This is a genomic window from Luteimonas sp. YGD11-2 (genome assembly GCF_004118975.1).
Classification (GTDB): domain Bacteria; phylum Pseudomonadota; class Gammaproteobacteria; order Xanthomonadales; family Xanthomonadaceae; genus Luteimonas; species Luteimonas muca.
In genome coordinates, this window is the sequence record NZ_CP035376.1 from 1,605,465 (window position 1) to 1,619,009 (window position 13,545).

Annotated in this window: 12 protein-coding genes; all 12 read right to left on the reverse strand. The window is 68.7% G+C overall.

What is annotated here, in order from left to right; genetic code table 11:
• Window positions 1–4 precede the first annotated feature (4 nt).
• Window positions 5–1,411 (reverse strand): flagellar filament capping protein FliD, encoded by a 1,407-nt coding sequence (gene fliD, locus ERL55_RS07310; protein ID WP_129135843.1) that lies wholly within the window; start codon window positions 1,409–1,411, stop codon window positions 5–7.
• A 204-nt stretch (window positions 1,412–1,615) separates the two neighbouring features.
• The gene (locus ERL55_RS07315; RefSeq protein ID WP_129135844.1) at window positions 1,616–2,800 is read right to left on the reverse strand and encodes a flagellin; all 1,185 of its coding nucleotides are present in this window, start codon (window positions 2,798–2,800) and stop codon (window positions 1,616–1,618) included.
• Between the two features lie 502 nt (window positions 2,801–3,302).
• Complete coding sequence (flgL, locus tag ERL55_RS07320; RefSeq protein ID WP_129135845.1) at window positions 3,303–4,505, reverse strand: flagellar hook-associated protein FlgL; 1,203 nt, start codon at window positions 4,503–4,505, stop codon at window positions 3,303–3,305.
• The gene (gene flgK, locus ERL55_RS07325; protein WP_129135846.1) at window positions 4,502–6,379 is read right to left on the reverse strand and encodes a flagellar hook-associated protein FlgK; all 1,878 of its coding nucleotides are present in this window, start codon (window positions 6,377–6,379) and stop codon (window positions 4,502–4,504) included. Before flgK ends, flgL begins: the two co-directional genes overlap by 4 nt.
• 12 nt (window positions 6,380–6,391) lie before the next feature.
• Window positions 6,392–7,567 carry a flagellar assembly peptidoglycan hydrolase FlgJ gene (gene flgJ, locus ERL55_RS07330; protein WP_129135847.1) on the reverse strand — a complete coding sequence of 392 codons (1,176 nt, stop codon included), beginning with the start codon at window positions 7,565–7,567 and terminating at the stop codon, window positions 6,392–6,394.
• A gap of 1 nt (window position 7,568) precedes the next feature.
• Window positions 7,569–8,690, reverse strand: coding sequence for a flagellar basal body P-ring protein FlgI (locus ERL55_RS07335; RefSeq protein ID WP_129135848.1), 1,122 nt, complete (start codon window positions 8,688–8,690; stop codon window positions 7,569–7,571).
• Between the two features lie 68 nt (window positions 8,691–8,758).
• Complete coding sequence (flgH, locus tag ERL55_RS07340; protein WP_129135849.1) at window positions 8,759–9,460, reverse strand: flagellar basal body L-ring protein FlgH; 702 nt, start codon at window positions 9,458–9,460, stop codon at window positions 8,759–8,761.
• A gap of 8 nt (window positions 9,461–9,468) precedes the next feature.
• A complete protein-coding gene (gene flgG / locus ERL55_RS07345) occupies window positions 9,469–10,254 on the reverse strand; it encodes a flagellar basal-body rod protein FlgG (RefSeq protein ID WP_129135850.1) in 786 nt (261 codons plus the stop codon).
• 82 nt (window positions 10,255–10,336) lie between these two features.
• On the reverse strand, window positions 10,337–11,086 hold the full coding sequence (locus tag ERL55_RS07350; protein WP_129135851.1) for a flagellar basal body rod protein FlgF: 750 nt from the start codon (window positions 11,084–11,086) through the stop codon (window positions 10,337–10,339).
• Window positions 11,087–11,166: 80 nt separating this feature from the next.
• Window positions 11,167–12,390 carry a flagellar hook protein FlgE gene (flgE, locus tag ERL55_RS07355; protein ID WP_129135852.1) on the reverse strand — a complete coding sequence of 408 codons (1,224 nt, stop codon included), beginning with the start codon at window positions 12,388–12,390 and terminating at the stop codon, window positions 11,167–11,169.
• A 54-nt stretch (window positions 12,391–12,444) separates the two neighbouring features.
• Window positions 12,445–13,119: a flagellar hook capping FlgD N-terminal domain-containing protein gene (locus tag ERL55_RS07360; protein ID WP_129135853.1), complete on the reverse strand. Its 675-nt coding sequence runs from the start codon at window positions 13,117–13,119 to the stop codon at window positions 12,445–12,447.
• 17 nt (window positions 13,120–13,136) lie between these two features.
• Window positions 13,137–13,544: a flagellar basal body rod protein FlgC gene (flgC, locus tag ERL55_RS07365; RefSeq protein ID WP_129135854.1), complete on the reverse strand. Its 408-nt coding sequence runs from the start codon at window positions 13,542–13,544 to the stop codon at window positions 13,137–13,139.
• Window position 13,545 lies beyond the last annotated feature (1 nt).

The window sequence follows — 13,545 nt, forward strand, 5'->3', positions numbered from 1 at the left end:
GCTCCTAGCGATTGCTGGTCTGCGCCGACAGCGCTGAAAGCTGCTGCGCCAGCGCGCTGCTGGTCGAGGTCATCTGCGCCATCAGCGAATCGAGCGCGACGAACTGGGTGCGGTAACGCTTGGCGGCGGCGTCCATGCGGACGTCGAGCGCTTCGCGCTGTTTGGCGACGTCCTTGAGCTGGTCGTTGAGCCCCTTGGTGCGCAGGGTGAGTGCGCCGTCGGTGCCGACGTAACGCTTGACCACGTCGTTGAGCTTCGCGGCGAGGCCGGTTTCGCCGGTAAACGCGGCGATGACCTTGGCGGAGTTGTTGGCCATCGCCTCGTTGAACTTCGTCGAGTCCAGCACCAGGCTGCCGTCCGGGGTGGGGTAGCCCTGCGTCTGCAGGCCCAGGGTCTTTGCGTCGAGACCCTGCGCGGCAAGGCCGCCCAGCAGGTCGTTCATCACGTTGCGCAACTGCGACGCGGCACCGCGCATCTGTGCATCACCGGTCAGCGACGACGGCGTTTTGGTCTCGGCGTTGTAGGTGGTCGCGGTGGTGATGGCCTTCAGCGCAGCGTTGTAGGCCTTGACGAACCCATCGACCGCGGCACGGCTGCCGGCCGGGTCGGCGCTGACGTCGACGCGGCTGGTCCCGGCCTGCTTGAGTACCAGGGTCATCCCGGGTACGGCGTCCTTGATGGTGTTGCTGGCCGCGGTGGTCAGCAGGCCATCGATCATGACCTTCGCATCGGCTGCGGGAGACTGTTGCGCCAGGCCCTGGACCAGCGACTGCAGATCGCTGTCGCCTTCGAGCATCTCGATGGTGATCGCATTGGCCGCGCCGGTCTTGGCACTGCCGAGTGACAGGTGGTGTCCATCGTCGGACGTCAGCAGCGCGGCCTGCACGCCATGCTTGCCGGCGGCATCGTTGATCGCACTGCGGATGTCGGCCAGGGTGGCATCGGCCTTGACCGCGACATCCACCGCGTCCTCCCCGATGGTGACGCGCAGCGTGCCAGCGGCGAACTTGCTGTCGACATCGATGCCGGCGCCAAGCAGCTTGTGGGCGGTGGCCAGCGACAGCACTTCGACCTGATAGCTGCCCACCGGCGTATTGCGGCCCGCCGTGGGCGTGAGCACCGCATCGGTGGTTGTACCGGCAGTACTGCCGGACGCGAGCGACAGCGCGGTGGAGGTGACCGTGCGCGCGCCGAGCGCATCGACCTTCTGCAGCGCGTCGAGCGCGGTCTTCAGTGAGTCGAAGGCCGAAGTCACGCTGCCCAGGCCCGAGAGCTTGAACTTGGTCGTGGACTCCAAGGTATTCAGGCGGGCGTTCTGCGGCGCACGGTCGGCCGCGACCAGCTGGCTGACGATGCCGCTGATGTCCAGCCCCGAGCCGATGCCGCCGTAACCGAAGGAATAGTCCGCCATGTCAGATCTCCGTCGCCCGGCAGGCCGGGCAGGCCGCCCCGGCGCGCCGGGACATCAGGGATAGCGGCCAACGGCCGCGATCCTTGAGGCGTGCAAGTTGCGTGCCTTGTTCCGCGCACAGGCCCACAAAACAGAAAGGCCTCCGGACGGATCCGGAGGCCTCTCGACCGGGCCTGCGAAAGCCGGCCCGATGATCCGCAGGACTCAGCGCAGCAGGCTGAGCACGTTGTTCGGCAGCTGGTTGGCCTGGGCCAGCATCGCCGTACCGGCCTGCTGCAGCACCTGGGTGCGCGACAGTTCGGCGGTTTCCTTGGCAAAGTCGGTGTCCATGATGCGGCTGCGCGAGGCCGACAGGTTCTCCGAGGAGGTCTGCAGGTTCGCGACGACCGAGCTGAAGCGGTTCTGCACGGCACCCAATTCGGCGCGCGACGAGTTCACCGCTTTCAGGGCCGCGTCCATCGCCAGAATCATGCGATCCGCGCCTTCTGCGGTCTTGATGTTCTCGTTCGCAAAGCCGTTTTCCGCCCCGCCGACAACCTCATTTGCGGTTACGGTGCCGTTGGCAATGCCGCTCGAAGCGGTACCGGCTGCGGTCGCCACGATCTCGATGTCCGACGCCGAATTCAGGATCACGCCATCGCCATCCTCGTTCAGTTCGGCCGTTACGCCACTGATATTGGCATTGTTGATGGCAGAGACCATACGGGCAGCCTGACTTTCGCCTGTCGCGTCAGGGGCCGATGCGCTGAGCAGCACGTTCGTACCGTTGATGACCAGGTCGCCGGTGCCGATCTGGGCAAACGTGGCACCACCCGTCTGGGTGGCGAGGGCGCCGCCCGTTGCGGTAGCGACGTTCGCGGTCGGCGCGGTCCAATCACCGAGCACGGCCGTATTCGCATTGGCGATGGAAGCGATAGTGATGGTCTGGCCCTGGTTCGCACCGACCTGGAAGGCCTGGGCAGTGAACGAGCCGTCAAGCAACTTCTTGTCGTTGAACGAGGTCTGCTCGGAGACGCGCTGGATCTCGGCCTTGAGCTGGGTGACCTCGGCGTCCAGCGCTTCACGATCGGACGAAGAGTTGGTGGCGTTGCGCGACTGCACCGCCAGCTCACGGATGCGCTGCAGGTTGTTGCCGATCTCGCCCAGGGCGCCTTCAGCGGTCTGTGCCAGCGAGATGCCGTCATTCGCGTTACGGGCCGCCTGGTTCATGCCGCGAACCTGGGTGGTGAAGCGCTCGGAGATGGCGAGGCCGGCGGCGTCGTCCTTGGCGCTGTTGATGCGCAGGCCCGAGGACAGGCGCTGGATCGAGGTCGACAGGCTGGCCGAGTTCGTCGCCAGGTTGCGCTGGGCGTTGAGCGAGATGGTGTTGGTGTTGATGACGGACATGATGCGGGTCTCCTGGTTTGGGAATCCGGCACGGGAACAGGGCCTGGCCGGTGGCTCCGCAGGGTGGTTGCCGTTGTGCGGCCCTGTCCTCTGCTGTGAGCATTAACGGCGTGTCGTCGTCAAGCTTTAATGCTGCGTTGCCGGCGATCCGCGTGCCCTTTCGGTCACGGGAGCATTAACGGCAGGGTGGGGCGGGGGTTTAGGGGTGCGCGACACACGGGAGGAGCGCGTAGCGTCCCCGTTGCATGTCAGTTATCGGGCTAACCGCGTTGCCCCTCGGCTGCCCCGTGCGGGGCGCCCTCGTCCGCAGCGGGAGAAGAATCTTCACGCCTATCAACGTCCCCGCAGATCGCGGTCGATGACGGTCCGAATACGCTTCGCTTATGCAGCTACGGTGAGCCCTCATCCGCCCCTTCGGGGCACGTTCTCCCGCACGCGGGAGAAGGGTCGAGCGGATGCGGCGTGCGCTTCTCGCCTGCCCACGCGACCAGACGGAGCACGAGCGTCAGCGGATCAGGTTGAACAGCGACAGGCGCTGCATCTGCACGAAGCTCAGCTGTGCGGCTTCGAGTGCGACCTTCTCGAGGTCGAAGCGGGCGATGGCGTCCGCGTAGTCGAGATCGCGAAGCCCGGAGAGCGTGGTCTCCAGGGTGAGGCCCTGCGTGTCACGCAGGCTGTCGGCGTTGTCCAGCGCGGAGAGCTGGGCACCGCCACTCGCACGCGCGTCGATCACATGTTCCTGCGCGGTGGAGATGTCGCGCATCACCGATTGCAGTGCGTTCTGCTGGGCCGCCTTCTGCGCATCGGTGGTGGGATCCATCTTCAACGCACCGAGCAGGCGATCGATCGTGGCGAAGACGTCGCGCGTCGCAGCAGCGGACAGCTCGAAGCTGTCGCCATCGGCCGGCGCGCCGCGCAGCACGATCTGGGCACCCGCGAAGTTGATCGCTTCACCCGCCACATGGGTACCCGTCGCGACCTCGTTGCCATCCGCGTCCGTCACCGTGTACGACGCATCGGCTCCGAAGCCGATGCTGTAGGGGCCACCGTCCCATTGCGCGGAATCGGTCAGGCCGAAGCTGCCGATCTGGCCGGTCCCGGTATTGCCGACAGCCGCTGCCGCATCGACGCGGCCGTCGCCGGTGCGCACGCGCAGGAAGACCTCGCTTCCGGGCAGGGCGTCGGCGACAAACATCTGCGGTGCGATCTCGACCTGCCGCTGGGTCTGGTCGCCGGCGTAGACGATGCCGGTTCCGGTACGGGCGAACGGGGCGCTGCCATCCTGCGTGCCGCCGAACAGGTAGCGGCCGGTGCCATCGGTGCTGTTGGCGAGGTCCAGAAGGCCGTCGCGCACGCTGGTGACCTCGATCGCGATCGCATTGCGGTCGGCGTCGGACAGTGCGCCGCCATTGGCCTGCACGGTCAGCTCGGTGATCCGCCCCATCATGCCGCCGGCCTGGGTGAGTACGCTCTCCTGCATGCCAAGGCGATGGCGCACGGTGTTGCCGTTGGCCTCGAAACGCTCCAGTGCGGCAAGCGCGCGGTCCATGCCGACGGCGGCGCCTGCGCCCACCGGATCGTCCTTGGCGGTGAGCAGCTTCTGCCCGGTCGCCAGCTGCTGCTGCAGTTTCGCCAGCGATGCCTGCTTGGATTGCAGGGTGGAGATCGACTGCTGGTACAGCATCCCCGTCGAAATGCGATGGCTCATCGGCGCACGGCTCCCAGCAGGGTCTGGAACATGGAATCGGCGGTGGAGATGATCTGCGCGGCGGCCTGGTAGGCCTGCTGCAGGCGGAGCATGTTGGCCGCCTCCTCGTCGAGGTTGACGCCGGAGACGCTGTCGCGCGCGGCCTGCGCCTGTTCGTGCAGCACGCCCTGCGCGTCGGCGGCGTACTCGGCCTGGCGCGCGGCGGAACCCACCGCGGTGGTCAGGCCGGCGATTGCGCCGTTGAGGCTGAGGTTGCCGCCATCCAGGCTGCGGCGGTCGTCGAAGCCGGCGAGCAGGGCGGCATTGCCGTTGTCGCTGGAACCGGCGCCATTGCGGCGCACCGTGAAGCTGTCACCGGCGGCGGGCACGCCATCGAGCGTGAACGACCAGCCGTTGGCGGTGATTGCGCTGCCGGGCGTATAGGGGAACGGGCCGTCGCCGTTGATCTCGTACTGGTCGCCGTCGAGGAAGGCAATCTGCACGTCGGTCGTCAGCGCAGTGTGGCCAGCATCGGCGACCCGCAGGGCCGTGGGCTTGCCAGTGCCGAGGTTGTCGAGCGCGGCCTCGACGCGCACCGGCGATGCGGCGGCGATCCGTGCCGGATCAGTGATGGCGACGCCGATGCCGCCGGCGGCCTGCGCGGTCGGCTGCAGCAGGAAGCGGTCGTCGGCCTGCGGCGTGCCGCTCATGACCAGCGCGAGGCCGCCGACCCGCAGCGGATCGGTATCGGTGCCGGCGCCGGTCATCGGCACCGCCACGCCGGTTGCGGCATCGGTTGCCGACCAGTCGCCGTCGCGCCACTGCAGCACCAGGTTGCGGCCATCGACCGCACCGAGGTCCGCAATGCTGGCGGCCAGGCGCGCGTCACCTGCGTTGCCGGCATGGGCATTGACCGCAGGCGGTGGCAGGCGGAAGAAGTCGCCGCCCATCGCGCCGTGCTGGTCCATGCCCGCGGCATGGCCGGCATTGAATTCGGCGGCAAGCCCGAGCGCAATGCGTCCGAGTTCGGATTGCGCCGGGTCCAGCACCTGGTTGCGGAATTCCAGCAGGCCGCCGATGCGCCCGCCCATCGAGCGCTCGTCGATGCGGATGGTCTGCCCCTGCGACTGCAGTGCGAGCTGCAGGCGCTCCGGCCGGTAGGGGTCGGGCACGGTGGTGAGCTGCGACGGCTGCGTGCCGACCACCAACGCCTGGCCACCGGCGGTGAAGACGTTGAGCGCGCCGCCGTCCTGCTGCACGGCGGTGCCACCGGTGTAGGCCACGAGCTGGGTGACCAGCTGTTCGCGGCGGTCGAGCATGTCCGGCGCGGCGCTGGTGGCGGTGCCGATCTGGCCGTTCATCCGGGCGATCTCGCTGGCCAGGCGGTTGATCTCGTCGGCACCGGCCAGCAGCCCGCCGTCGACCTCGCGGCCCAGCATGTCGAACTGCCCCTGCAACTGGCCGAAGCGTGTCGTCAGCGCATTGGCCTGGCCAAGCATGTTCTGCCGCTCGGCCGGGGCGGCCGCACTCGACGACAGTGCGCTGACCGAGTCGAAGAACCCCGACCACAGCCCCGCGATGCCGGTTGCCTTGTCGGACATCAGCGCATCGACGCGGTTGGCCATCGACGACAGCTGCTGCAGGCGCGCGAGTTCGCCACCGCTGTCGATCAGGCGCGCGTTGGCGAGCTCGTCGGCCACGCGACGGATGTCGCTGATCTGGGTGCCGCGACCGACATAGCCGACCCCGATGTTGGCGGGGCTGCGCGCCTCGAAGTCGACCCGCTGGCGGCTGTAGCCGGGCGTGTTGATGTTGGCGACGTTGTGGCTGACCGTCGACAGCGCCCGCTGGAAGGCGATCAGTGCGCTGGTGCCGGTGGAGAGGACGTTGGGCATGGCGTTCCTGCGTCAGCGAAGGACGGCCTGGCGCGCCGCATCGGCTGCGCTGGCGAGGACATTGGCGGGCTGCACGGTCGTGCCGGCGAGGTTGCGTGCCTGCGTGCCGATCGCCGACAGCGCACGCTGGAGCGTCGGCCCGTTGGCGATCGAGCTGATCTTGTCGGCGTAGCGCGGGTCGGTGGCGTAGCCGGCCTGCTGCAGCGCGGAGGCGAAGCGGCGCACGTCGCCGCCGGATTCCAACGCCTGCCGGTAGCGCGGGTTCTGTTTGATCATGCGCACATAGTCGGCAAAGCTCTCGGCCGGCGAGCCATAGGCGCGGAAGTCGGCGCGCTCGGTGTGGCGCACCCCGTTGCTGTATTCGTGGGTGGTGGCGGCAGCGCGCTCGCCCTTCCACCCGGTGGCCTTGATGCCGAACAGGTTGTTGGCGGTGTTGCCGTCGCCGCGCTGGATCATCCGCCGGCCCCAGCCGGTCTCCAGCGCCGCCTGCGCGACCAGCGCCCGCGCATCCACGCCAAGCTCGCGCGCGGCTTTCTGTGCGTCGCTCCAGATCGAGGCGACGAAACCTTCGGGGCTGCGCGCACCGAAGCTGGCAGCCACCGCACGTGCGGCCGGTTCGATCACCGCATCGGCCACGGCCGCGGGTGCGCGGCCGACCGCGGCACCGACTGCCTGCGCGGCGTCGCCGATGGCATCCATCGCCGGCTGCGCACGGCGCATCAGGGTGTCGATGAAGCCGTCCATCGGCGAGCGATCGGTTGACGGGTCGGTCGCGGGCTCACGTCCTGCAATGAGGTCCAGCGCCTGCGCGTTGAGCGCGTCCGGCACCGCATCGAAGCGGTGCATTGCCTGCTGCAGGGGCAGGGCGGCTGCGTCACCGGGTGCGGGCTGCAGGCGTGTGTCGAGAGCGGGCGCCGCGTCACCGCCACCGCCAAGCTGGCGGGCGATGACCTTCGCAAGCCCGAGGCCCTCGCCGTCGGTGAGGGATTTGGCCAGGCGCTGGTCGTAGAGGTCGCGGTAGAGCTGATTCTCGCCGGGGAACAGCGCATCGCCGAAGCTGGCGTCGCGCATGCTCTTGATCATCATCTGGGCGAATACGCCCTCGAACTCGCGCGCGACCTGGTCGATGCGCGCGGCATCGTGGCGCTGGGCGGGGTTGAGCTCGATGGGGGCGCCGGAGATGCGCATGTCAGATGACCTCGAGCTCCGCGCGCAGGGCACCGGCCTGCTTGAGCGCTTCGAGGATGGCGATCAGGTCGCCGGGCGCGGCGCCCACCGCGTTCACCGCGCGCACGATCTCGTCGAGCGAGGTGCCGCCATCGAACTTGAACATCCGGCTGCCGTCCTGGTCCACGGAGACGTCGGAGCGCGGGGTGACCACGGTCGCGCCGCGGCCGAACGCCTCCGGCTGGCTCACGCCGATGCTCTCGGTGATGGTCACCGACAGCGAACCATGTGCGATCGCGGCCGGCATCACCTTCACCTGGGCGCCCATCACCACGGTGCCGGTGCGCGAATTGACGATCACCTTGGCCGGCGCGGTGCCCGGCGACAGCTGCACGTTCTCGACTTCGGCCAGGAAGCCGATGCGCGCGGCGGGGTCGTAGGGCGCGCGCACGGCCACGGTCACGCCGTCGACGGCGCGTGCGGTGCCCTGGCCGAAGCGGGCATCGAGCGCGGCCACCATGTTGGAGATGGTGCTGAAGTCGGCGCGGTTGAGGTTGAGGGTGAGCTCGCCGCCCTGGCTGAAACCACCGGCAACCTCACGTTCGACCATCGCACCATTCGGAATGCGGCCCACGCTCGGCACGTTCACCGACACCCGCGAGCCATCACGGCCCTGCGCGCCGAAGCCGCCGACCACCAGGCTGCCCTGGGCGATCGCGTAGACCTGCCCGTCGGCGCCCTTGAGCGGGGCCATCAGCAGGGTACCGCCGCGCAGCGACACCGCGTTGGCGATCGACGACACGGTGACATCGATGGTCTGGCCCGGCTTGGCGAATGGCGGCAGTTCGGCGTGGATGGCCACTGCCGCCACGTTCTTGAGCTGCGGGTTGACGTTCGCCGGCACGGTCACGCCGAGCTCGTTCAACATGTTGCGAAGGCTCTGCACGGTGAAGGGCGACTGGCTGGTGCGGTCGCCGCTGCCATCCAGGCCGACCACGAGGCCATACCCGACCAGCGCGTTGCCGCGCACGCCGCCGACCGACGCGAGGTCCTTGATGCGCTCCTGTGCGTGGGCGGGCAGCGCCAGCGTGGCGAAGGCCAGCAGGACCAGGGAGAGCAGGGCGAATGGGTGGCGACGGGGCATGGCGCAGGCCTGGTTGGGACACGGGTGACGCTGGATCGGTGGTCCCGCCGTGGCGGGCACGACCGGGATCAGTACGGATACAGCCGCGAGTGGAAGAACCGCCCCAGCCAGCCCATCGCATTCGACTGCGCGATGGCGCCGCGGCCGCCGTAGACGATGCGCGCATCGGCCACACGGCTCGACGGCACGCTGTTGTCGGGCCCGATGTCGGAAGGGCGCACCACGCCCTGCACCTGCACCAGCTCGTCGCCCTGGTTCAGCCGCAGGTTCTTGCTGCCCTCGACCACCAGGTTGCCGTTGGGCAGGCGCTGCACCACGGTCACGGTCACGCTGCCCTGCAGGCGATTGCTCTGCGTGCTGCGGCCGCTGGCATCGAAGTCGCGCGAGCCACTGGCCGACGCGCTCAGCACGTCGCGGCCGTTGACGGTCACCGGCCCGCCGAAGAGCTCCGGCACGCCGATGCCGATGCTGCTCTCCTTGCCGACCTGGGTGGCCGCGTTGGTCTGCGCCACGGTGCTTTCGACCAGCTGGATGGTGAGCAGGTCACCGACCTCGCGCGCACGCTTGTCGGCAAACAGCGACAGCCCGGTGTTGCCACCGCTGGCCTGGTAGATCGCACCCTGGCTGGCGTAGGCGGGAGCCACCGGCGCAGACGTCACCTGCTGTGCGATCGGCGGGTAGGGGCGCACGTCGCCGGCGGCAACACAGCCGGCCAGCAGCATCGGTGCCAGCAAGGCGATCACGACGGAACGGCGGAGAAGAGTGTTCATCGCGGTGCTCAGACGTTGTTGTTGAGGTAGCCCAGCATCGAGTCGGTGGTCGAGATCGCCTTGGCGTTCATCTCGTAGGCGCGCTGGGTCTCGATCATGCTGACCAGCTCCTCGACCACGTTGACGTTGCTGCCTTCAAGCGACCCCTGCTCGAGCTGGCCAAGGCCATTGAGGCCCGGGGTGCCGTTCTGCGCAGGGCCGGATGCCGTGGTCTCGAGATAGAGGTTCTCGCCACGTGCCTGCAGGCCGGCGGGATTGATGAAATCGGTGATGGTGAGTGCGCCGATCTCCAGCGCCTGCGCCTCGCCGGCGACCTGCACGCTGATCGTGCCGTCCTTGCCGATGGTCATCGACTGCGCGCCTTCCGGCACCTGGATGCCGGGCTGCACCGGATAGCCGCTGCTGGTGACCAGCTCGCCCTGCGCGTTGACCTGGAAGCCGCCGTCGCGGGTGTAGGCGGGGGTGCCGTCGGGCATCAGTACCTCGAAGAACCCGCGGCCGTTGATCATCACGTCGAGGGCGCGGCCGGTCTGCTGCGGGTTGCCCTGCTGGAAATCCTTGGCGGTGGAGACCACCCGCACGCCGGTGCCCAGCTGCAGGCCGGACGGCAGCTGCGTCTGCGCCGACGTGGCGCCGCCCGGCTGGCGCACCTGCTGGTACAGCAGGTCCTCGAAGTTGGCGCGATCGCGCTTGAAACCGGTGGTGTTGGTGTTGGCGAGGTTGTTGGCCACCACCGACATCCGCGTCTGCTGCGCGTCCAGTCCGGTCTTGGCGACCCAGAGAGCCTGGTTCATCGGAATTCCTCAGGGCTGGCGCGCGATGGCGCCGTCGCGAGGACTGATGCAATCGGTGTGCCAGAACCCCGCTGGAGCCCGGTCAGCCGCCCAGGCGCAGCAGGCTGTTGGCGGCCTGGGCGTTGTCGTCGCCGCGCTGGATCAGCTTCACCTGCATCTCGAACTGGCGCTGCAGCTGGATCATCTGCACCAGCGCGCCGGCGGCATCGACATTGCTGCCTTCCAGCGTGCCGGTGGTCATCACGTCGCCGGCGGCCTGGGCCAGCGGCTGTTCGGGCTGCGCGTTGCGCATCAGCCCGTCGAGGCCACGCGTCAGCCGCTCCGGCGTGGCATCGACCACGCGGATGCGGCCGACCACGGCCATGGTCTGCGGGCCTTCGCCCAGCGGGATGATCGACACCGTGCCGTCATGGCCGATGTCGAGCGCCTGGTGCGGCGGCAGTGCGATCGGCTGCCCCTGCTCGTCGAGCAGTGGATGCCCGCCGGCGGTGACCAGCTGGCCGTTCGGCGTCAGCGACAGGTTTCCGGCGCGGGTATAGGCCTCGCCGCCATCGGGCGACTGCACCGACAGCCAGCGGTCGGGTCGCAGCGACACATCCAGCGGGTTGCCGGTGACGCGCTGGGCACCGACCCGGCTGTCGAAGCCCTGGTCGACATGCAGTGCATCGATGCGCGATGCATGTCCCGGCCCCTCGACACGGTAGGCGCGGGTGTTGGCCAGCGCCGCCTTGAAGCCCGCGGTGTCGGCGTTGGCGAGGTTGTGCGACACCGTGCCCTGCGCCTGCAGGGTGGAGCGCGCGCCGGTCATCGCGACGTAGAGGGCCTTGTCCATCGGGTGACTCCGGAAATGCGGGAACGATCAGCAGGCAGACGGCGTCGGGACGGCGCTGTGTGGCGCCGCCCCGGGCGCGCTTACCTGATGTTGATCACCGTCTGGGTGATCTGGTCCTGGGTGGAGATCATCTGCGCGTTGGCCTGGAAGTTGCGCTGCGCGGTGATCATGTTCACCAGCTGCGCGGTCAGGTCGACGGTCGACGACTCCAGTGCACCGGCCTGGATCTGGCCGAAGTCCGAGCTGTCCGGAGCACCGGTCCGCGGCGCACCGGAGGCGTAGCTTTCCGCCCAGGTGTTCTCGCCCTGCGCCTGCAACCCCTGCGGATTGACGAAGGTCGACAGCGCGATCTGCCCCAGCGGCCGGTCGGCACCGTTGGAATAGCGTGCGAACACCACGCCGTCGCCGGAGATGCTGATCTCGTTGAGCTTGCCGGCGGCATAGCCGTCCTGGCGGGTATCGCGCAGCTGGAAGCGCTCGCCGTACTGGGTGGACCCGGCCAGGTCGAGGTTGAGCTCGAGCACGCCGGCCCCGGTGGACGGGGTGAACGGATCCAGCGCGATGCGCCCATCGGCCGGGGCGACCAGCGCGCCGGAATCGGAGAACTCCAGCGTCACCGGGGTGCCGGCCGGCTGCCCGTCGACATAGTTGTGCACCTGCCACTCGTTCGGATTCGCGGTCTTGACGAAGTACGAGGTCTGCACGTGGCTCACGCCCAGCGAATCGAACACGGTGATGCCGCCGGTCGATGCGTTGTAGCTGTTGGGCTCGCTGGGGTCGAAGGCGGTGATGGCCGGCTGCGCGGCGTTGCCGGGCAGGGTGAACATCAGGTTGACCCGGCTGGTCTGCTGGGGCGGGCTGTCGGTGGTGAGCAGCTGCAGGTCGCCGACGCGGCCGATGTCGAAACCGTCGGCGCCTTCGCGCGGCGGGTAGACCTGCAGGCGTGCGCCATCCGGCGTGCCGACGAAGCCCTGTGCATCGGTCTGGAAATTGCCGGCACGCGAATAGACGCGTGCGCCGTTCTTGTTCAGGGTGAAGAAGCCTTCGCCGTCGACCGCCATGTCCAGGCTGCGCCCGGTGGGGTCGATGTTGCCCTGCGAGAACTGCTGCGCCACGTTGCTGAGCTTCACGCCGGAACCGATGGCGTTGCGCGCCAGGCCGTAGGTGCTGTTGGAGAACAGGTCGGCGAACTCCGCACGCGACTCCTTGAAGCCGGTGGTGTTGACGTTGGCGATGTTGTTCGCGGTGACGTTGAGGTTGGCGTTGGCCGCGTTGATGCCGGACAGCGAGGTGTTGAAGCTCATGGCGGACTCCGTGAGAGGGTCGTGCGCGGGAAGGGCGTGGAAGGGTGGGCGTCGTCAGCCGACGCGCAGGACGTGGCCGACCGGCGCGGTGCCGAGGCCCTGGATGTCGAGATAGAGGCCATCGGCACCCACCGATACGCTGTCGACGCGACCGCGCACATAGGTGCTCAGGGTGGTGCTGTTGCCATTGCCGGCGACATGTTTCGCGGTGATGGCATACGCCCCCGGCGGCATGCGCTCGCCGGCGGCATTGGTGCCGTCCCAGGCGAACGGCACTTCACCGGCGGCGTCGGCCGGCACCACGATCTGCCGCACCGGCTGGCCGCTGGCATCGGTGATGTCGAAGGTCACCAGGCCGGGCGCGGGCGCCGCGACCAGCCCGCTGGCATCGCCATCGGTGCCGAGGGCCACCTTGGCCGACGGCAGCACCACCTCGCGCCCGACCAGCGCCGCACCGCGCATCAGCTGGTCGCCGGCCATCGCATTGGCGAAGCCGCTGACGGTGCCGTTGAGCGCCTGGATGCCCTGCACGGTGGAGAACTGCGCCATCTGCCCGAGGAACGCGCTGTTCTCCATCGGATTGAGCGGGTCCTGGTGCTTGAGCTGTTCGGTCATCAGGCGCAGGAAGTCGGCCTGGCCGAGCGATTCGCTGCGCTTGTCGGCACCGGCCTTGCCGGCACCACCACCGATACCGAGGTTGTTGAGCACATCGCTGGAAATGCTGGTCATCGTCCGGGCTCCGGGGCTCAGCGGCCCATGCTCAGGGTCGCCACGGCGAGCTCCTTGGCGGTATTGAGCATCTCCACGCCGGCCTGGTAGCTGCGCGAGGCGGAAATCATGTTGACCATCTGCGCAACCGGGTCGATATCGGGCGCGTACACGTAGCCCTGTTCGTCGGCCAGCGGGTGGCCGGGTTCGTAGCGCTGGATGGGCGGTGTGTCGCGCTCGACGACACCGGCCACCTGCACGCCGGTCAGCGCGGGGTCGCTGCCGTGCGCGGTGGCGCGGAATACCGGCTCCAGCGGCTTGTAGACCTGGTCGGGCGAGCCGGCAACGGAGCCGGCATTGGCCATGTTGCTGGCGAGGGTGCTCAGGCGCACCGACTGCGCCTGCAGGGCGGAGCCGGCGACGTCGAAGATCGGCAGGTTGCTCATG

Excerpts from the sequence above, each read along its gene's own strand:
- ERL55_RS07335 (WP_129135848.1), bottom strand. The coding sequence starts at position 8,690 with ATGCCCCGTCGCCACCCATTCGCCCTGCTCTCCCTGGTCCTGCTGGCC.
- ERL55_RS07350 (WP_129135851.1), bottom strand. The coding sequence starts at position 11,086 with ATGGACAAGGCCCTCTACGTCGCGATGACCGGCGCGCGCTCCACCCTG.
- flgL (WP_129135845.1), bottom strand. The coding sequence starts at position 4,505 with ATGAGCCATCGCATTTCGACGGGGATGCTGTACCAGCAGTCGATCTCC.
- flgH (WP_129135849.1), bottom strand. The coding sequence starts at position 9,460 with ATGAACACTCTTCTCCGCCGTTCCGTCGTGATCGCCTTGCTGGCACCG.
- flgC (WP_129135854.1), bottom strand. The coding sequence starts at position 13,544 with ATGAGCAACCTGCCGATCTTCGACGTCGCCGGCTCCGCCCTGCAGGCG.
- fliD (WP_129135843.1), bottom strand. The coding sequence starts at position 1,411 with ATGGCGGACTATTCCTTCGGTTACGGCGGCATCGGCTCGGGGCTGGAC.
- flgK (WP_129135846.1), bottom strand. The coding sequence starts at position 6,379 with ATGCCCAACGTCCTCTCCACCGGCACCAGCGCACTGATCGCCTTCCAG.
- flgJ (WP_129135847.1), bottom strand. The coding sequence starts at position 7,567 with ATGCGCATCTCCGGCGCCCCCATCGAGCTCAACCCCGCCCAGCGCCAC.
- ERL55_RS07360 (WP_129135853.1), bottom strand. The coding sequence starts at position 13,119 with ATGACCAGCATTTCCAGCGATGTGCTCAACAACCTCGGTATCGGTGGT.
- flgG (WP_129135850.1), bottom strand. The coding sequence starts at position 10,254 with ATGAACCAGGCTCTCTGGGTCGCCAAGACCGGACTGGACGCGCAGCAG.
- flgE (WP_129135852.1), bottom strand. The coding sequence starts at position 12,390 with ATGAGCTTCAACACCTCGCTGTCCGGCATCAACGCGGCCAACGCCAAC.